The sequence below is a fragment of the Nocardioides caeni genome (genome assembly GCF_004912195.1).
Classification (GTDB): Bacteria; Actinomycetota; Actinomycetes; order Propionibacteriales; family Nocardioidaceae; genus Nocardioides; species Nocardioides caeni.
The window spans coordinates 125,072-142,573 of the sequence record NZ_STGW01000008.1 but is presented as its reverse complement, the minus strand read 5'-3'; the positions used below and the strand labels follow the sequence as shown (position 1 = coordinate 142,573).

The following is a 17,502-nucleotide window of genomic DNA, read 5'->3' as shown; positions in this document are numbered from 1 at the left end:
AGTCGGCCTACGAGCTGCTCGACTCCCTCGGCGACGGCGGTGGACCGAGCGCGCTGCTCGTCTTCGGCTCCAACATCGTCGTGAGTGCCCCTCGGGCCACGCACATCACCGAACGCCTCGAGTCGCTCGACCTGCTGGTCGTCTGCGACATGGTCATGTCGGAGACCGCGGCGCTCGCGGACGTCGTACTCCCCATCACGCAGTGGGCCGAGGAGTCCGGCACGATGACCAACCTCGAGGGCCGGGTCATCCTGCGCCGCCGCGCGATCAGCCCGCCGGCGGGTGTGCGCAGCGACCTCGACGTCATCGCCGGCCTGGCCTCCCGGCTCGACAGCCCGGTCGAGTTCTCCGTCGAGCCGGAGGAGATCTTCGCCGAGCTCGGCCGCGCGACCGCGGGCGGCAAGGCCGACTACTCCGGCATCACCTATGCCCGGATCGCCGAGGAGCGGGGCGTCTTCTGGCCCTGCCCGGCCACCGCCGCCGGCGAGGAGCCGCACCCCGGCACCCCCCGGATGTTCGCCGACGCGTTCGCCACCCCCGACGGCCGCGCCCGCTTCCTGGTGCAGGAGTTCGCCGGCGCCGCCGAGCAGCCCGACGATGACTATCCGGTGCACCTGACGACCGGCCGCGTCCTCGCGCAGTACCAGTCCGGGGCCCAGACCCGCCGCATCCGCTCCCTGACCGACGAGGGCACGTTCGTCGAGATGCACCCGATGCTCGCCGACCGGATCGGCGCCCACGACGGCGAGCCGGTCCTCGTCCGCACCCGCCGCGGCGAGATGAAGGCACCCGCCCGCATCGTCAGCACCATCCGCCCCGACACCGTCTTCGTGCCGTTCCACTGGGTCGGCGCCAACCGGCTCACCAACGACGCCCTCGACCCGTCCAGCCGGATGCCGGAGTTCAAGGTCTGTGCGGCTGAGGTCCTGGTCTGACCCGCCCTTCGGTCGTCGAGTAGCCCGCGAGGGACGAGCGGGCGTATCGAGACGTCTGTGCCCGGCGCCGGGACTGGCCCGGTCGGGCGTCCAGGCTGCGGTCGTCTCGATACGCGGCTCGCTGGCGCTCGCCTGCTACTCGACGAGCGAGGCCCCGGGCGGCGTTGTTAGGTCGTGAGCAGGTGTTGACACCCGGGTGTAACAAACGGCCCGGAGCGCGAAACGTCCCCGCTCCACGATGGAGTCATGACCGGGAGCCAGCGCATCGACCAGCCGCGTGAGCGGCTCGTCGTCGTGGGCTCCGGGATGGCCGCGACCCGGCTCGTGGAGGAGCTCGTCGCCCGCGGCGGGGTTTCGACAGGCTCAACCGGCCCGGGATGGGCGATCACCGTGCTCGGCGACGAGCCGGTGGCGCCGTACAACCGGATCCTGCTGTCCGCCCTCCTCGAGGGCACGCACCGCCCCGAGTCGCTGACGCTCCGCTCGCCCGAGTGGTACGACGAGCACGGCATCGACTTGCGCCTGGGTGCCCGCGTGCTGGGGGTCGACCGGGAGCGCAAGGACGTGATGCTGGTCGACGGCACGCTCATCGACTACGACCGGTTGGTCCTGGCGACCGGCAGCATCCCGACACTGCCGCCGATCCGCGGCCTGGTGCGGATGGACGGCTCGCTGCACCCGGCCGTCCACGCGTTCCGCTCGCAGGCCGACTGCGACCGGTTGCTGGCCGCGCTGGCCGAGACCGACGAGAGCGGTGCGCCGCGGCACCAGCGGGCGGTCGTCGTGGGTGGCGGTCTCCTCGGCCTCCAGGTGGCCCGTGCCCTCGGCACCCGCGGTCTCGACACCGAGATCGTCGAGGGTGGCGATCACCTGCTCCACCAGCAGATCTCCTCCGGCGCGGGACGCGTGCTGGCCCGTGACCTCAAGCGGCTCGGCGTCAGCGTCTACACCGGCGCCCGGGCCATCCGGCTGCACGCGGGTCTCGACAGGCTCGACCACCGGGAGCCGTCGCTCACGGGGGCGGTCCGCGTGATGGACCCGCTGCCGACCCACCCGGGCGCGGTGGCCGTCCAGCTCGACAACGGCTTCACCCTCGACACCGACCTGCTCGTGCTGACGGCCGGCGGCCGACCCTCGACGGCGCTCGCGCGCGGCGCGGGGCTGGAGGTCCGCCGCGGCATCGTCGTCGACGACCGGCTCGCCAGCGTCACCGATCCGTCCGTCCATGCCCTCGGCGACTGCGTGGAGCACGACGGCCGCACCACCGGCTTCGTCCCGCCCGCGTGGGAGCAGGCCGGGGTCCTCGCCGGGATCCTGCTCGACGAGCAGGTGACCTACGACGGCAGCCGGATCGTCGCCCGCCTGCGCGCCACCGACCTCGACGTCGCCGTCCTCGGTGACGCCGAGGCGGAGGTCGCCGCGGGCGGGGAGGTGGTCGAGGTGTCGAACCCGATCCGCGGCTCCCACCGCCGGCTGGTGGTTCGCCATGGACGGATCGTCGCCGCGACCCTCGTCGGCGACCTGTCCCGGGTCGGCCTGATCACCCAGCACTTCGACCGGCAGACGGTCCTCGGCGCCCACGAGCCCGGCAGCCTGCTGATGCCCGAACGTTCCGAGGACTCGGGCAGCGCCGCCCTCGTCCTGCCGGACGACGCCGAGGTCTGCGCGTGCGCGGGCGTCAGCGCCGGCCGGATCCGCGCGTGCTCGTCCTTGGAGCAGGCCCGCGACACGACCCGCGCGACCACCGGCTGCGGTGGTTGCGCCAGCACCGTCCGTCAGCTCCTGCAGAGCCGCAGCAGCGACCCCGCCCTCGCCACGAAAGGTGCCTGAACCATGTCATCTGGGGCCCCTCACCTCCGCAAGCAACTCGTCGTCATCGGTCACGGCATGGTCGGCCACCGCTTCGTGCAGGCCGCGATCGAGCGCGGTCTGACCGAGACCTACGACATCCTCGTGCTGGGCGAGGAGCCGCGTCCGGCGTACGACCGGGTCGCGCTGACCTCCTTCTTCGACGTGGGCGCCGAGGCGCTGTCCTACCTCCCCACCGGGGAGTACGACGACCCGCGGGTCACGCTGCGTCTCGAGTCCGAGGTGACCGGGCTCGACCGCGAGGAGCGGACCGTCTCGCTGGCCGACGGCACGACCCACCGGTTCGACGAGCTGGTGCTGGCGACCGGCGCGGCGCCGTTCGTGCCGCCGGTGCCGGGTCACGACCTCGGCAACGTCTTCGTCTACCGCACGATCGAGGACCTCGAGGCGATCCGCGAGGCGTCGAAGGGTGCGCGGGCAGGTGCGGTCATCGGTGGCGGCCTGCTCGGACTCGAGGCGGCCAACGCGATGCACCAGCTCGGCGTGCAGACCCACGTGGTGGAGATGGCGCCGCGACTGATGGCCGTGCAGATCGACGACGCGGGCGGCGCGACGCTGAAGCGCCACATCGAGGAGCTGGGTCTGAGCGTCCACACGGGCGTGATGACGGAGCTGATCGACGGGGACGCGGACGGCAACGTGAGCGCCATCAAGTTCAAGGACGAGGACCCGATCGACCTCGACATGGTCATCTTCTCGGCGGGCATCCGGCCGCGTGACGCGCTGGGCCGCGCCGCCGGCCTCGACATCGCCGAGCGCGGCGGGGTCCTGGTCGACGAGCAGTGCCGCACCTCCGACGAGCACGTGTGGGCGATCGGCGAGTGTGCGGCCCCGGGCGGCCGGATGTACGGCCTGGTGGCGCCCGGCTACACGATGGCCGAGGTCGTCGTCGACACCCTGCTCGGTGGCACCGCCGGTGCCTTCACCGGCGCGGACATGTCGACGAAGCTGAAGCTGCTCGGTGTCGACGTCGCGTCCTTCGGCGACGCGTTCGGTGCGGCCGAGGACTGCCTCGAGCTGGTCTTCGCCGACGCGGTGGCGGGGATCTACAAGAAGCTGGTCGTCGCGGAGAACGCGACCGGCGGCTACGAGCTCCTCGGCGGCATCCTCGTCGGCGACGCGTCGGCCTACGGCGTGCTGCGGCCCCTGGTCGGGTCCGGCATCGAGCTGCCCGAGAACCCCGAGGAGCTGATTCTTCCGGCCGGCCGCGGTGCCGGCATCGAGCTCGGGCTGCCCGACGACGCCCAGATCTGCTCCTGCAACAACGTCACCAAGGCGGAGATCGTCGCCGCGGTCTCGGAAGGCTCGACCACCAGGGACGGCGAGGGCTGTGACAGCCCCGCGTGTGTCACCAAGTGCACCCAGGCCGGCGCGACCTGCGGGTCGTGCAAGGTCGTGGTGAAGAAGATCGTCGAGGACCACTTCGCCTCGGTCGGCAAGGTCGTCGACACGTCCCTGTGCGAGCACTTCGCGATGACCCGCCAGGAGCTCTTCGACACGATCGCGGTCCACGGCTACAACCGCTTCGACGACATCGTCGCCGGCCACGGCAGGGGACGCGGCTGCGACATCTGCAAGCCGACGGTCGCGTCGATCCTCGCGAGCCTGCTCAACCACCACGTGCTCGACGGCGCCAACGCGACGCTGCAGGACACCAACGACGCCTACCTCGCCAACCTGCAGAAGAACGGCACCTACTCCGTCGTCCCCCGCATCCCCGGCGGCGAGATCACCCCGGACAAGCTGATCGTGATCGGCGAGGTGGCCCGGGACTACGGCCTCTACACGAAGATCACCGGCGGCCAGCGCATCGACCTCTTCGGCGCCCGGATGGAGGACCTGCCGGCGATCTGGAAGCGGCTCGTCGACGCCGGCATGGAGTCGGGTCACGCCTACGGCAAGTCGCTGCGCACGGTGAAGTCGTGCGTCGGGTCGACCTGGTGCCGCTACGGCGTGCAGGACTCCGTCGGCATGGCGATCCAGCTGGAGCTGCGCTACCGCGGGCTCCGGTCACCCCACAAGCTCAAGGGCGGCGTCTCGGGATGCGCCCGCGAGTGCGCCGAGGCCCGCAGCAAGGACTTCGGGATCATCGCGACCGACAAGGGCTGGAACCTCTACGTCTGCGGCAACGGCGGCGCCATCCCGTCGCACGCCCAGCTCCTCGCCGGCGACCTCGACGACGAGACGCTGATCCGCTACCTCGACCGGTTCCTCATGTACTACATCCGCACCGCCGACCGGCTCCAGCGCACGTCGTACTGGATGGACCAGATCGGCGGGCTCGACCGCATCCGCGAGGTCGTCGTCGACGACAGCCTCGGGCTCGGCTCGGAGCTGGAGGCCGCCATGGACACCCACGTGGACTCCTACTTCGACGAGTGGAAGGCCACCATCGAGGACCCGGAGAAGATGGCGCGCTTCGTGTCGTTCGTCAACGCCCCCGGCACCCCCGACCCCAACATCACCTTCCGCGAGGAGCGCGGCCAGATCCAGGCCGCCAACAACGACGCGCCGGTCTCGCTCGGCACCACCATCCCGGTCGGAGCCCCCCGATGACCCACTCTGTCGTTGGTCGAGGAGCGAGCGCTGGTCCTGGTGGTCGAGGAGCGAGCGCCAGCGAGCGTCGCGAGACCCCTGGCACCGTCATCTGCCGCCTGGAGCAGATCCGCCGCGAGTCCGGGGTGACCGCGCTCGTCGAGGGCGAGGCGGTCGCCGTGTTCCGGACCTACGACGACGAGGTCTTCGCGCTCTCCAACTTCGACCCCTTCGGCCGGGCCTCCGTGCTGTCGCGCGGCATCGTCGGGACGTTGGGCGAGGACGCGGTCCCGTTCGTCGCGAGCCCCCTGCTGAAGCAACGCTTCGACCTCCGCACGGGCGTGTGCCTCGACGACCCGGCGGTCGCCGTCGCGACCTACGACGTCAGCGTGGTCGACGGCGTTGTGGTCGTGGGCGCCCGGCGCGAGACAATCGGGTCGTGACCCCGCCCGCCACTGACGCGCCCCTCGCCGGATTCCGCATCGGCGTCACTGCGGCGCGCAAGGCCGACGAGCAGATCGGCCTGCTCGAGCGTCGGGGCGCCGAGGTCGTGCACGCCCCGGCGCTGTCGGTCGATCCCAACCGGATCGACGAGGAGGGGCTGCGCGCCGCCACCGAGGCCGTGCTGGCGCAACCGGTCGACATCTTCGTCGCGACCACCGGGATCGGCCTGAAGTCGTGGCTGACCGCGGCCGAGCGGTGGGGTCTGCAGGAGCGGCTCCTCGCCCACCTCGGGCAGGCGGAGATCCTTGCCCGTGGTCCCAAGAGCGTCGGCGCGTTGCGTCGCTTCGGGCTGCGTGAGCTGTGGGCGCCGGAGTCCGAGGAGTTCGAGGACGTGCTCGCCCACCTGCGCGGTCGCGACCTCGCCGGTCAGCGGATCGTCGTGCAGGAGCACGGCCAGTCGCTGTCGATGGCCGCGCACGCACTGCGCCGGCTGGGCGCCGAGGTCACCACCGTCGCCGTCTATCGGGTCGAGGGCGCCGCCGACCCGGAGCCGATGTTCGGCCTCGTCGAGCAGATCGCCGAGCGTCGCGTCCATGCTGTCACCTTCACCGCCGCCCCCGCCGTCGCGGCGATGATGGACGTCGCGGCCTCCTCGGGCTGCCGCGACGAGGTCGTCACGGCCTTCCAGGCCGACGTCATCGCCTCCTGCGTCGGCCCGGTCACCGCCGCCGCCTTCGAGATGTGGGGCGTCCCCACGATCTGGCCCGAGCGCTCGCGCCTGGTCGCGATGGTCAAGCAACTGGAGGTCGAGCTGCCGTCACGCGCCACCGGCACCACCCTCGAGGTGGCCGGCCACACCCTGCTCCTGCACGGTGACGACGTCCTCGTCGACGGCGTCGAGGTGAAGCTCTCCCCGGCGCCCTACGCCGTCCTCCAGGCCCTGCTCGTCAACCCCGGCAACGTGGTGTCCCGCCGTGACCTCCTCGGCGCGCTGCCCTCCGGCACCGCCGGCTCCGAGCACGCCGTCGAGATGGCCGTCGCCCGCCTCCGCGCCGCGCTCGGCACCCGCTGCATCCAGACCGTCGTCAAGCGCGGCTATCGCCTGGCGGTGGCCCCGTGACCCCGCGAAGTGGGACATCTCGCCACGCGAAGTGGGACATCTGGCCCCGCGAGGTGGCACGTCTCGTCACCGTCGCCCACGGCACGCGTACGACGGCCGGCAACCTCGTCGCTGCCCGGATCACCGCGGACGCGGGCCGTCGACTCGGCATGCCGACCACGACGTCCTACGTCGAGCTCTGCGAGCCGCTCTTCGCCGACGTCGTCGCCGCGACCGAGACGCCCACCGTCGTGGTGCCGCTGCTCCTCTCGACCGGCTTCCACCTCCGCCAGGACCTGCCCACCGCCGTCGCCGCCGCCACCCGCCGCGACCTGGTCCGCCTGGGCACCGGCCTCGGCCCCGACCCGCTGCTGGCCCAGGCCCAGGCCGAGCGCCTGCGCGACGCCGGCGCCCGCCCCGGACAGCCCGTCGTGCTGGTGGCCGCGGGCTCGTCGGACCCGCTCGCCCTGGACGACCTCGAGCGCGCCACGCGCCTGCTCGCCCACGCCTGGGGTACGCCGGTCCGGCTGGCCACCCTCACCGGTCTCGGCCCCCGGCCGCACAGCGTCGTGCGCGCCGGGGACGCCGTCTCGCCGTACCTCCTGGCCACGGGGCACTTCCACCGCAAGGCCCGGGCCGAGGCCCTCGCCTCCGGTGCGGGTGTCGTCGCGGACGTCATCGGCCCCCACCGACGGGTCGTCGACCTCGTCTGCGGGCGGGCCCGGGCCCTCGCGGCGGGCCCCAGCGCGTCCGTCTCCGTCCCCGCCTGAATCGACGCCGAGGCCCCTACGCTGGGCGGGTGACCGCTGTCGAGCCGCTCCCGGAGCCGCCGTCGTTCCTGCGCACCTTCATCCCCACCCTGCTCTTCATGCTGCTGTGCGGCATCGTCGGCCCGATCTTCCTGATCGCCGGACTGACCGTGGACGGCCCCGGGACCGGCTGGCTGTTGCCCTGGGGCGTGGCCATCACCGTCATCGACGTCGTCATCGCGGTCTTCGTCGCGCGGATCCGGACCCGCCAGCGCCGTACCGCCCACCGGCTGCGCACCTCGGGTCGCCGCGGTCACGCCGAGATCATCAGCCTCGACCCCACCAACGTGACGATCAACGACCAGCCCCTGATGAGCCTGCGGCTGCGCATCCACGGCGACGACATGACGCCCTTCGAGGTCGAGGACAAGATGGTCATCCCGACCTACCGGCTGCCCTTCCTCGCCGGCGAGGTCCCGGTGCTCGTCGACCCGGGGACCCACGAGTGGGAGTTCGACTGGGACTCGGCGCGGCTGCGGGGCGCCTCGCCGGCCGCTGCGGTCGAGGAGTCCCCCGCGGAGCGCCTCGCCGAGCTCGACGACCTGCTCGGCAAGGACCTCATCAGCCGCGACGAGTACGACGCCACCCGGGCCCGCATCCTCGACGAGATCTGACCCGCGGGATCGGGGCCGGGACCGCTCAGCCGCTGAACGCGTAGGCCTCGAGCGGATAGCGGCGCGCGTCCCACATGGTCTCGACGGTGGTGGCGGCGCGGAAGGGGACGTCGCCGTTGTCGTCGAAGTAGTAGCTGTTGGCCAGCCCGCAGGAGTCCTGGAAGAACACCTGGTGCTTGCGCCGGCCCAGCATCTTCTCGAAGTACGACGCGTTGGCCTCCGCCGTCACCTCGACCCGGGTGGCGCGGACCTTCCGGGCGTGGCGCAGCGCGCGGACGATGTGGGCGCTCTGGGTCTCGATGAGGTTGAAGTAGGAGGAGCCGTTGTAGCCGTAGGGCCCGAGGATCGTGAAGAAGTTGGGGAATCGGGGCACGGAGATGCCCTGGTAGGCCTGGAAGCGGTTCTCCTCCCACCACTTCTCGAGGTCGGCCCCGCCCGCGCCACGCACGGCGAACGGCGGCATGTTGCCCTTCTCGAAGACCTTGAAGCCGGTGGCGAGGATCAGCACCTCGGCGTCGTGCTCGGTGCCGTCGACAGTGCGCAGGCCGGTCGGGGTGATCGACTCGATCCCGGACGTCTCGAGGGTGACGTTGTCGCGGTTGAAGGCCTGCAGGTAGTTGTTGGAGAAGCTCGGCCGCTTGCAGCCGAGGGCGTAGCGCGGGGTCAGCTTGTCCCGCACGGCCGGGTCCTTGACGGCACGCCGCAGGTGGGCCTTGCCGAGGCGCTCGCCGACGGCGGCGACGGGGAGCAGGCCGGCGAAGTGCGCGGCGACGGGGAAGGTCAGCTCGACGTACGACTGGCTGACGAGGCGGGTGACTCGCCGCGCGCCCGGGACGACGCCGAGGGCGGTGCGGGCGACCGACGGGAGCGGCGCGTCCGGCTTGGGCAGGCACCAGATCGGGGTGCGCTGGAAGACGGTGAGGTGGTCGACGTGGTCGGCGATCGAGGGGATCGCCTGCACGGCCGAGGCGCCGGTGCCGACGATCGCGACCTTGCGGCCTGTCAGGTCGACCGAGTGGTCCCACCGCGCCGTATGCATGACCGTGCCGGCGAAGTCGGACAGGCCGTCGATGTCGGGCGCCTTCGGCTGCGTCAGTACGCCGGTCGCGCTCACCACGTAGCGGGCGGTGATCGTGTCGCCGGTGGCCGTGTCCAGGCGCCACAGGTGGGCGTCGTCGTCGAAGGTCGCGCCGGTGACGGTGGTGCGCAGGCGGGTGCGGCGGCGGATGTCGTAGGTGTCGAGACAGTGCTCGGCGTAGGCCTTGAGCTCCCGGCCGGGGGCATAGACGCGGGACCACCCGGCGCGCTGCTCGAACGAGAACTGATAGCTGAACGACGGGATGTCGACGGCCACCCCGGGATAGGTGTTCCAGTGCCAGGCGCCGCCGACGCCGTCGCCGGCCTCGAGCATCAGGTAGTCGGAGAAGCCGGCGCGGTCGAGCATGATCGCGGCGCCGATGCCGGAGAAGCCGCCTCCGACGATGACGACCTCATGGTCGGGCTGGAGGCCGGTGTCGGACGGGCTGCTCACTGGAGGTCCTCTCGGTGGGCGGCGGTGGTGCCGAGGATGATGCAGTCGACATGGTGCTCGATGCCCTCCGCGCTGCGCACCCCTCCGGGCACGAGCGCATAGACGGGCCAGGAGATCAGCGTGCAGTGCGGCTGCTGCAGGACGGCGTAGTAGTGACCGTCGGTCCGTGGCCGGCGGGTGTTGAACCGGTGGTCGGGGGTGAGCCGTCGTCGCGTCCACGGGTCCCGTACGGCGAGCCGCAGGTGCAGGCGCGCGACGGGCCGCCGCAGCAGGGCCGGCAGGGGGAGGGTCGCCGGCAGGAGCCAGTCGGGCTCCTCCTGGAACACCTTGACCGCCCGGGCGGTGCGTGCCACCTCGGGGACGATCGCCGCAGCCTCGTGGCCGTGGGCGATCACGGCGACGGACTGGCCAGTGAAGTCGCGGCCGCGCCACTCGTCGCCGCGGAGCAGCTGGCCGTCGTACGTGCCCTGGGTGGTCATCGCGCTCACTCGGGTCCTCATGAGGCGATCGGCTCGTGGGTCAACTCGTCGACCCACGCCTGCGGCTTGCCCAGCACGCGTGCGGGAACGAACGACGTCAGCTTCACCATCGGGTCGGCGAGCAGGCGGTGATAGGGCGAGGTGCGGTCGACCACCATCGCGGCCTGCGCCTTGAGCACGTGGTAGGCCGGGATGCGAGCCGTGTGCGCGCCGCGCGAGCCGATCGTGGCGAAGCGCTTCACCGCGTTGTAGAGCTTCTGCTCCGGAAGCCCCATCGCCACGATGTTGTCGCGCATCTTGTTGATGAGCGGCGTGAACACGACGATCAGGCCGATGATCACCTGCGGTTGCAGCAGCGCGAGCGACTCGATGAGCAGCTTGTGCAGCGGGCCGGCGCCGATCAGCTCGAGCACCTGGAAGTCGACGGTGATGTGCCGGGCCTCGTCGGAGTTGATGTGGCGGAAGACCTCGTGGCAGACCGGGTCGTGGACCTCGTCGAGGAGGAACTTCACGAGTGCGCCGTCGAGGGCGCACTCCAGCAGCGGGATCAGCGTGGCCAGGCCGGTGAGCGGCAGCGTGTCGCCGTAGTCGTCGAGCACCTTGATCGCGAGCTTGACGTTGATGTTGGGCTCGGGCGGGTTGCCGTCCTCGTCGAGCATCCCCCAGCGCTTCATCAGCGCGAGCTCGGCGTTGGCGTGCTTCTGCTCCTCGGCGTGGAAGTACTCATAGATCCGCTTGATCGTGGGCGTCGGCGCCTTCTTCGCCAGCGACGCGAAGCCGCGCGCTCCGACGTGCTCGATCCAGACCAGGTCGGCCATGAACGGCTTCATCTTGGCGCGCACCTCGTCGGTGACGAGCTCGGCGCCGGGCGCGCCCCAGTCGATGTCGGCGAGCGACCACTGCTTGTCCTTGATGGTCTGCAGCATCTGGTCGAAGTCGAACGCGCCCTTGCTGGTGCTGGTGCTCATGTCGTGCTCCTGCTCATGCGGAGGGGTCGGGGAGGAATCGGCCGAGGAGGCCGGCGCCCTTGGTGTAGGCGCCCGGAGCCAGGCGCTTGGTGCGCCACAGCAGCTGGGCATCGGGCTGGGGGACGACGTAGAGCCGCCCGCGGTCGTGGGCGTCGAGGGTCATCCGTGCCACCCGCTCGGGGGAGAAGCCCGCGATGCCGGCGATGCGGCGTGCCATGCCCGCGGCGCCGGCCTCGATCAGCTCGCCCTCGAAGATGTTGGTTCGCACGAACGTCGGGCACAGCACGGTCACCTTGATGCCCGTGCCGTCGAGCTCGGCGGCCAGCGTCTCGGAGAGGCTCACGACGCCGGCCTTGCTGACGTTGTAGGCGGCCATCCGGGGCGCGGCCGTGAAGCCAGCAGCCGAGGCGACGTTGATGATGCCGCCGGCGCCGGCCTCCCGCAGGGTCGGTGTGAAGACGTGGCAGCCGTGGATGACGCCCCACAGGTTGATGCCGAGCGTGCGCTGCCACTCGGACAGCGGCGCCTCCCCGACCGGGTGGCCGCCCGCGCCGATGCCCGCGTTGTTGATGACGAGGCGGGGCGCGTGGCCGATCCAGTCGACTGCGGTGTCGTGCAGCTGCTGGACGTCGGCCAGCTCGGCGACGTCGCAGGTGGTGGCGAGTGCCTCACCGCCGGCCGCCTCGACGGCCACCACGGTCTCCTTGAGCCCGACCTCGTCGATGTCGGCGCACACCACGCGGCCGCCGCGCTTCCCCAGCTCGCGGGCCAGTGCGCGGCCGATGCCGCTGGCGGCTCCGGTCACGACGGCGGATGCGTTCGTCGTACGGCGTGCCATGGTCAGGCTCCCTTCGGTAGCGCCGCTGCGGGTGCAGCCGCGGTCAGGCGGTCGGTCACGAAGTCGGCGATCTCCTCGAGCGCGACGGCGGCCTCGGGCACGAGGCGGGGGAAGGCCTGGAAGACGTGCATCTGGTCGGGCCACACGCGCAGCTCGCAGTCGTGGGCGCCGGCGGTCTCGAGCTGGCGCACCAGTTCCACCGCGTCGGCGGCGAGCATCTCGCGGCTGCCGGCGTGCACCAGGGTCGGCGGGAAGCGGTCGGCCTCGTCGAAGCTGAAGCGCAGCCGCAGGTGGTCATGGTGGCCGGCGGCGTAGAGGTCGAGCAGCCGGGCGGCGCGCGCCGCCGAGATCATCGGGTCGGGCTGGATCCGCTCCCGTGCGGCGGCGAGCGACATGGTGAGGTCGACGACCGGCGAGAGGGCGACGACCGCGGCGGGCGGCACCCGTCCCTCGCGGAGCAGCTCCAACGTGAGGTCGACGGCGAGGTGGCCGCCGGCCGAGTCGCCGGCGAGCACGATGCGGTCGGGGTCGTGGCCCTCGCGGAGCAGCCAGTCGTAGGCCGCGCGGACGTCGTCGGCGGCGCTGGGGAAGCGGTGGCGTGGGGCCAGGCGGTAGTCGCAGGAGAAGACGGGCAGGCCGGTCAGCGCCGACAGCCGGGTGGTGATGCCGCGATGCGTGCGGGAGGAGCAGATCGCGTAGGCGCTGCCGTGGACGTAGAGCACGACGGCGTCGTCCCGGTCGGCGCCCCGGGCGCGGACCCACTCGCCGCGGGCCGTCGGCGCCGAGGTGAGCGGCGGGTCGAGACGCACGATCCGGCTGCCCCGCAGCGGCGGCCCGAACAGTGCCATCGTCGTCGCGGCGATCCTCCGGGTGGCGCCGACCCCGGTGGGTGTCAGCGGGATCGCGTGCGTCAGGGGGCGGAAGGCGAGTGCAGTGGTCGTGGCGGTGACGCGACTGCGGAGCGAGCCGCGTCGTCGCGACTTCTGAGGGCGCATGCCTTCAGATTGCGATCTCCGGCGGCTCGCGTCAAGATGTAGGGGTGGAAAAAATGCGGGCGCCACGCCGGGCCTACGGCGGCAAGTCCGCCGACCAGCGGCGCAGCGAGCGTCGTGAGGCGCTGCTCGCCGCCGCCCGCGAGATCTGGCAGGAGAGCGGCTGGGCCGCGGTCACCATGCGCGGCGTCTGCGCCCGCGCCGGCCTGACCGACCGCTACTTCTACGAGAGCTTCACCGACCGCGAGGCGCTGCTGGGTGCGGTGTGGGACCAGACCCGCGACGAGACCCTGGCGATGCTGCTCGACGCCATCGCGTCGTACGCCGACGACGGACCGCTCGACCAGCTCGACGCCGCGCTCGTCGCGATCGTCCACCACATCGGCGACGAGCCGCAGCGCGCCCAGATCGTCTTCGGCGACCATGCCGGCAGCGCCGTGCTCGAGCAGCGACGACGCGAGGCGATCCAGCAGATGGTCGACATCTTCATGCACCTCGGCCGTCCCTACCTCCTGCCCGACATCGACGAGGCCGAGCTGCGCCTCAACATCATGATCGGCATCGGCGGCTTCATCGAGGCGGTGCTGGCGTGGCGCTCCGGGATCGTGGAGGCCGACGCCGACACGCTGGTGCGCCAGCTCTCCGGCGTCGCTGCCGCGCTGGCGCCACGCTTCCTGAAAGCCTGACCCGGGGCTGACCGGGCACGACCGGCAGGAGAGGATCCGTCGCAACCTTTCCGGATCGGCGAGCATCACACCGGGCACCACACCTCGTCGGAAGGGACCTGTCATGCATCGCGCCACCATCGCCTCACTCGCCGTCGCCGCCGTCCTCGGGACCAGCGGCGGCATCGCCCTCGCCGTCAGCTCTGTGGACGACTCGCCGTCCGCGGGCGAGCGCCCCAGCGGCGCAGCGAGCAGCACCGGCGACCCCAGCGGCTCCGGCGACCCGGCGGGCAAGGACGCCCCGGTCTTCTACTACGCCGACGGCGCGATCCACGACGGCGACCGCTCGGTCGCCGTACCGACCGACGTCGCGTCCGGCCAGGTCGCTGCGCTGCAGCGGGTCCGTGACGGCTGGCTGGTGGTCAACGTGTCCGACGACGGCGAGACCTACATCGGCACCTACGTCTCGATCGACGACGCACCCTGGCGGATCAGCCAGTGGCGCGGCACCTGGGACCTCAGCGTCGAGCGGGACCGGGTCGTCTTCTCCGACGGCCTGGCCTGGCGGGTCGCGGTGTTCGAGGACCGCGCCACCCAGGTGCTCGACGTCATCGACGGCGTCGGCGAGGAGCTCGCCTTCATGGACCGCTCGCTGCCCCTGCCCGGGATCGCGATCAGCACCCGCGGCGTCATCACCGGCTGGGACATCGAGGACGGGCCGCAGCTGGTGGACACCGAGACCGACCACTGGACGCACGAGGAGCTCGGGCGGCGGGGGCTGGAGGTGCCGCTGACCTCGCCCGACGGCTCGCAGGTCGTCGCGTCCTACCTCAACCCCGACTACGCCCCCGACAACCCCGTCGGCGACTGCCTCACCGGCGGGGAGACCGCGGCCGCCGATGCCTGGTGGGACGAGTGCGGGATCGGGCCCGCATCCCGCGACCCGTGGTCGCCCGACGGCACCGGCCTGCTGATCATGGGGACCTCCAACGACGGCCCCGGCTCCTCGTGGCTGCGCGTGGTCGACCCCGTGAGCGGCGAGGTGGCCCACGAGTTCGACCCCGGCGGCCTGCTGGTCGGCGCGGAGTGGGTCGACGACGGCACGGTCGACACGCTGTCCTACCTCAACGACGAGGCGAGCCCGACGCTGCAGCGCTGCGATGTCGCCACCGAGGCCTGCACGATCGTCACCCGCCTCGACGGCAACGTGGTGCTCGGCTCCGCGTGACGGCGGGGCGGCGGGGGCGTGCGGCACGCGACCGTGGGCTCAGTCGTGGACCTGCAGCATCGGCCGGACGGCCTTGCGGGCATGGTGGATGCGCGCCTTGACGGTGCCGAGCGGGGTGTCGAGGAGCCGGGCGATCTCGTTGTAGTCCAGCTCCTGCACGTCGCGGAGCACCAGCGGCTCCACGAGCTCCGGGTGGGTGCTGCCGAGCACCTCCAGGGCCTCGAGCAGGTCCAGCCGGCTGCCGGCGATGACGCTGGTGGTCCGGGGGTCGGCGGCCACGGGCAGCTCGTCGACGGCGCGCTCGGCGGCCCGTCGCTTGAGGGTGCGGTACGTCGACCGCGCGCTGTTGGACGCGACGGCGTGCAGCCACGTGGTGAACCGGCTGCGGCCGGCGAACGTGCCGATCCGGGTGGCCACGAGCAGCAGCGCGTCCTGGGTCGCCTCCTCCGCGTCCTCGGGGAAGAGCAGCATCCGCCCACAGATCCGGCGGACCCGCGGCTGCACGGCGGCGAGCAGGTCCTCGAGCGCTTCGCGGTCGCCGGCCGCGGCGCGCAGGGCCAGCGAATCGAGCTCGTCGGGCGTCAGGTCCGGGCCGGGGGAGGACACTCCGGCACAATACGCAGCGTGGCCTTGCCGGAGCGACTCGGACGACTCCGCCGCGTCGACCGGATCGGCGCCGGCGCGTTCGCGACCTTCTGGCTCTATCACGACGACGAGCTGGACTCGCCCGTCTCGGTCAAGGCCCTCGCCGACAACTGGGCCAGCCGTGAGGACGTGACCGAGCGCTTCCTCGAGGAGGCCCGGATCCTGCGCCGTGCCGACAGCGACCACGTGGTGCGGGTCTATGACATCGGCGAGGCTGCCGGCACGCCGTACTTCGTCATGTCGTACGCCGACCGCGGCTCCGTCGCCGACCTGGTCGACGAGGGGCGTCCGCTCCCCGCCGCCCGGGTGGTCGACCTGATGGCGCAGGCCGGTCGCGGGGTCGACGTGCTACACCGGCACGGCATCATCCACCGTGACCTCAAGCCCGCCAACCTGCTGCTGCGCTCGGCCCACGGCGGGCCCGGCGGCGGGGCCGGCGGCGGGGATGGTGACGTGCGGGTCATGGTCGCCGACCTCGGCGTCGCGAAGGCGATGTTGCACGCCAGTGGGCTGACGCAGGTGGTCGGCACTCCGGCCTACATGGCGCCCGAGCAGGCCCACGGCATCGGCCTCGACCTCCGCGCCGACGTGCACGCACTCGGCGCGGTCGCCTATCAGCTGCTGACCGGCCGGCTGGTCCGCGACGGCGGCCTGGGCTCGCTGGCGAGTCCGTCCCTGCCGCCCGCCCCGTCGTCGGTCGCGCCGGTGTCGCCGGCCTTCGACACCCCACTGCTGCGCTCACTGGCCATCGCCCCGGAGGACCGTTGGCCCGACGTCGCCTCCTTCGTCGTCGCGTTGCGCGAAGCTCTGGCGGTGGACCGACTCGAGCAGCAGGACGCGCTCGACCCCATGGCCGCGACGGTACTGCTGCGCTCACTGGCCATCGCCCCGGAGGACTCCAGCCCGTCCGACCCGTCCGACCCATCCGACCCGTCCGACCCGTCCGACCCGTCCGCCCCGTCCGACCCGAGCGGTCCCGGTGCGTTGCGTCTGGTGATGCTCTCCGTGCTCATGCTGCTCGTGACCTTCGGCGCCGCCTACGGCCTGACGCTCGCGTTGCGGTGATCGGTCCCGATCAGCGACGGCCGGCGAGCGCGGTCGTCTCCCGCTCCGGGTCGTGGTGGGTGGTCGGGGCCAGGCCCGCAGCGGCGAAGGCAGCCGTCGCGGCGTCGAGCTGGTCGTCGGCGACCTCGGCCAGCAGCAGGCCGTCCGGCCGCAGCCAGTCACGTGCCTCGATGGCGACACGGCGCAGGAGGTCGAGCCCGTCCGCTCCGCCGTCCACGGTGAAGCGTGGCTCGTGCTCGCGGGAGTCGGCGGGCATCAGGTCGACCGCGCGGGTCGGGACGTAGGGCACGTTGGCCAGTACGACGTCCACCGACCCGGTCAGTCCGCGTGGCAGCGGGGAGGTCAGGTCGCCCACGACGGCCTGGCCGCCGACCCCGGCCAGGTTCACCTGCGCGCACGCCACCGCGACGGGGTCGATGTCGACGGCATGCAGCCGCAGGCCCGGACTGCGGCGCGCGAGCGCCAGGCCCAGGGCGCCCGAGCCGCAGCAGAGGTCGAGCGCCAGCGGGCCCGAGGTCCCGGCGAGGTGGGCGGCAGCGAGCTCCACGAGGTACGCCGTGCGCTGCCGCGGGATGAACACGCCCGGCGCCACCGCGACCCGGAGGCCGTCGAAGGCGGCCCAGCCCACGACGTACTCCAACGGCTCGCCGGCCTCCCGACGCCGGACGAGGACCTCGCGCTGCACCGGGTCGCTCGCGGCGTCTTCCAGCAGTTCCGCCTCGTCCTCGGCGAACACGCAGCCGGCCGCGCGCAGGCGGGCGACGAGGAGCGGGTCGGGCATGCGTC

The 17,502-nt window shown here is 72.3% G+C and carries 17 protein-coding genes; 10 read left to right on the top strand and 7 right to left on the bottom strand.

Annotated elements, in window-relative coordinates; genetic code table 11:
* The 7 genes from E9934_RS13375 to E9934_RS13345 all read left to right on the top strand — a co-directional run.
* The coding region (locus E9934_RS13375; protein WP_158294999.1) for a molybdopterin oxidoreductase family protein at nucleotides 1–935 on the top strand (935 nt) is incomplete at its 5' end.
* 246 nt (nucleotides 936–1,181) lie between these two features.
* Nucleotides 1,182–2,765 carry an FAD-dependent oxidoreductase gene (locus E9934_RS13370; RefSeq protein ID WP_136563388.1) on the top strand — a complete coding sequence of 528 codons (1,584 nt, stop codon included), beginning with the start codon at nucleotides 1,182–1,184 and terminating at the stop codon, nucleotides 2,763–2,765.
* Between the two features lie 3 nt (nucleotides 2,766–2,768).
* Nucleotides 2,769–5,360 carry a nitrite reductase large subunit NirB gene (gene nirB, locus E9934_RS13365; RefSeq protein ID WP_136563387.1) on the top strand — a complete coding sequence of 864 codons (2,592 nt, stop codon included), beginning with the start codon at nucleotides 2,769–2,771 and terminating at the stop codon, nucleotides 5,358–5,360.
* Nucleotides 5,357–5,782, top strand: coding sequence for a nitrite reductase small subunit NirD (gene nirD, locus E9934_RS13360; protein WP_136563386.1), 426 nt, complete (start codon nucleotides 5,357–5,359; stop codon nucleotides 5,780–5,782). The genes nirB and nirD overlap by 4 nt, the downstream gene beginning before the upstream one ends.
* Nucleotides 5,779–6,903, top strand: coding sequence for a uroporphyrinogen-III synthase (locus E9934_RS13355; RefSeq protein WP_136563385.1), 1,125 nt, complete (start codon nucleotides 5,779–5,781; stop codon nucleotides 6,901–6,903). Before nirD ends, E9934_RS13355 begins: the two co-directional genes overlap by 4 nt.
* Nucleotides 6,900–7,652, top strand: a complete 753-nt coding sequence (locus tag E9934_RS13350) for a sirohydrochlorin chelatase (RefSeq protein WP_158294998.1) — start codon at nucleotides 6,900–6,902, stop codon at nucleotides 7,650–7,652. Before E9934_RS13355 ends, E9934_RS13350 begins: the two co-directional genes overlap by 4 nt.
* Before the next feature lie 29 nt (nucleotides 7,653–7,681).
* The gene (locus E9934_RS13345) at nucleotides 7,682–8,305 is read left to right on the top strand and encodes an SHOCT domain-containing protein (protein WP_136563383.1); all 624 of its coding nucleotides are present in this window, start codon (nucleotides 7,682–7,684) and stop codon (nucleotides 8,303–8,305) included.
* A gap of 25 nt (nucleotides 8,306–8,330) precedes the next feature.
* On the opposite strand, the gene E9934_RS13340 is transcribed toward E9934_RS13345, so the two are convergent.
* Genes E9934_RS13340 through E9934_RS13320 form a run of 5 tightly spaced genes read right to left on the bottom strand, consistent with a single transcriptional unit; the run spans nucleotide 8,331 to nucleotide 13,116 of the window.
* Nucleotides 8,331–9,836, bottom strand: coding sequence for a flavin-containing monooxygenase (locus E9934_RS13340; protein ID WP_136563382.1), 1,506 nt, complete (start codon nucleotides 9,834–9,836; stop codon nucleotides 8,331–8,333).
* Nucleotides 9,833–10,324 (bottom strand): NAD(P)/FAD-dependent oxidoreductase, encoded by a 492-nt coding sequence (locus E9934_RS13335; protein WP_202977293.1) that lies wholly within the window; start codon nucleotides 10,322–10,324, stop codon nucleotides 9,833–9,835. Before E9934_RS13335 ends, E9934_RS13340 begins: the two co-directional genes overlap by 4 nt.
* Before the next feature lie 8 nt (nucleotides 10,325–10,332).
* On the bottom strand, nucleotides 10,333–11,283 hold the full coding sequence (locus tag E9934_RS13330; RefSeq protein ID WP_136563381.1) for a ferritin-like domain-containing protein: 951 nt from the start codon (nucleotides 11,281–11,283) through the stop codon (nucleotides 10,333–10,335).
* Between the two features lie 13 nt (nucleotides 11,284–11,296).
* The gene (locus E9934_RS13325) at nucleotides 11,297–12,121 is read right to left on the bottom strand and encodes an SDR family NAD(P)-dependent oxidoreductase (RefSeq protein WP_136563380.1); all 825 of its coding nucleotides are present in this window, start codon (nucleotides 12,119–12,121) and stop codon (nucleotides 11,297–11,299) included.
* Nucleotides 12,122–12,123: 2 nt separating this feature from the next.
* Complete coding sequence (locus E9934_RS13320) at nucleotides 12,124–13,116, bottom strand: alpha/beta hydrolase (RefSeq protein WP_136563379.1); 993 nt, start codon at nucleotides 13,114–13,116, stop codon at nucleotides 12,124–12,126.
* Nucleotides 13,117–13,169: 53 nt separating this feature from the next.
* On the opposite strand from E9934_RS13320, the gene E9934_RS13315 reads away from it, so the two are divergent.
* Nucleotides 13,170–13,799 carry a TetR/AcrR family transcriptional regulator gene (locus tag E9934_RS13315; RefSeq protein WP_136563378.1) on the top strand — a complete coding sequence of 210 codons (630 nt, stop codon included), beginning with the start codon at nucleotides 13,170–13,172 and terminating at the stop codon, nucleotides 13,797–13,799.
* Nucleotides 13,800–13,902: 103 nt separating this feature from the next.
* Nucleotides 13,903–15,006 carry a hypothetical protein gene (locus E9934_RS13310; RefSeq protein WP_136563377.1) on the top strand — a complete coding sequence of 368 codons (1,104 nt, stop codon included), beginning with the start codon at nucleotides 13,903–13,905 and terminating at the stop codon, nucleotides 15,004–15,006.
* Between the two features lie 39 nt (nucleotides 15,007–15,045).
* Here E9934_RS13310 and E9934_RS13305 read toward each other — a convergent pair whose 3' ends face one another.
* On the bottom strand, nucleotides 15,046–15,612 hold the full coding sequence (locus E9934_RS13305; protein WP_238694950.1) for an RNA polymerase sigma factor: 567 nt from the start codon (nucleotides 15,610–15,612) through the stop codon (nucleotides 15,046–15,048).
* Between the two features lie 18 nt (nucleotides 15,613–15,630).
* Here E9934_RS13305 and E9934_RS19930 point away from each other — a divergent pair, with 18 nt between their 5' ends.
* Nucleotides 15,631–16,716 carry a serine/threonine-protein kinase gene (locus E9934_RS19930; protein WP_193556910.1) on the top strand — a complete coding sequence of 362 codons (1,086 nt, stop codon included), beginning with the start codon at nucleotides 15,631–15,633 and terminating at the stop codon, nucleotides 16,714–16,716.
* A gap of 10 nt (nucleotides 16,717–16,726) precedes the next feature.
* On the opposite strand, the gene E9934_RS13295 is transcribed toward E9934_RS19930, so the two are convergent.
* Nucleotides 16,727–17,497 (bottom strand): putative protein N(5)-glutamine methyltransferase, encoded by a 771-nt coding sequence (locus E9934_RS13295; RefSeq protein ID WP_136563375.1) that lies wholly within the window; start codon nucleotides 17,495–17,497, stop codon nucleotides 16,727–16,729.
* Nucleotides 17,498–17,502 lie beyond the last annotated feature (5 nt).

Bases quoted from the DNA above. Each gene is read 5' to 3' on its own strand.
- E9934_RS13325 (WP_136563380.1), bottom strand. From the start codon at position 12,121: ATGGCACGCCGTACGACGAACGCATCCGCCGTCGTGACCGGAGCCGCC.
- E9934_RS13330 (WP_136563381.1), bottom strand. From the start codon at position 11,283: ATGAGCACCAGCACCAGCAAGGGCGCGTTCGACTTCGACCAGATGCTG.
- E9934_RS13320 (WP_136563379.1), bottom strand. From the start codon at position 13,116: ATGCGCCCTCAGAAGTCGCGACGACGCGGCTCGCTCCGCAGTCGCGTC.
- E9934_RS13295 (WP_136563375.1), bottom strand. From the start codon at position 17,497: ATGCCCGACCCGCTCCTCGTCGCCCGCCTGCGCGCGGCCGGCTGCGTG.
- E9934_RS13315 (WP_136563378.1), top strand. From the start codon at position 13,170: ATGCGGGCGCCACGCCGGGCCTACGGCGGCAAGTCCGCCGACCAGCGG.
- nirB (WP_136563387.1), top strand. From the start codon at position 2,769: ATGTCATCTGGGGCCCCTCACCTCCGCAAGCAACTCGTCGTCATCGGT.
- E9934_RS13310 (WP_136563377.1), top strand. From the start codon at position 13,903: ATGCATCGCGCCACCATCGCCTCACTCGCCGTCGCCGCCGTCCTCGGG.
- nirD (WP_136563386.1), top strand. From the start codon at position 5,357: ATGACCCACTCTGTCGTTGGTCGAGGAGCGAGCGCTGGTCCTGGTGGT.
- E9934_RS13370 (WP_136563388.1), top strand. From the start codon at position 1,182: ATGACCGGGAGCCAGCGCATCGACCAGCCGCGTGAGCGGCTCGTCGTC.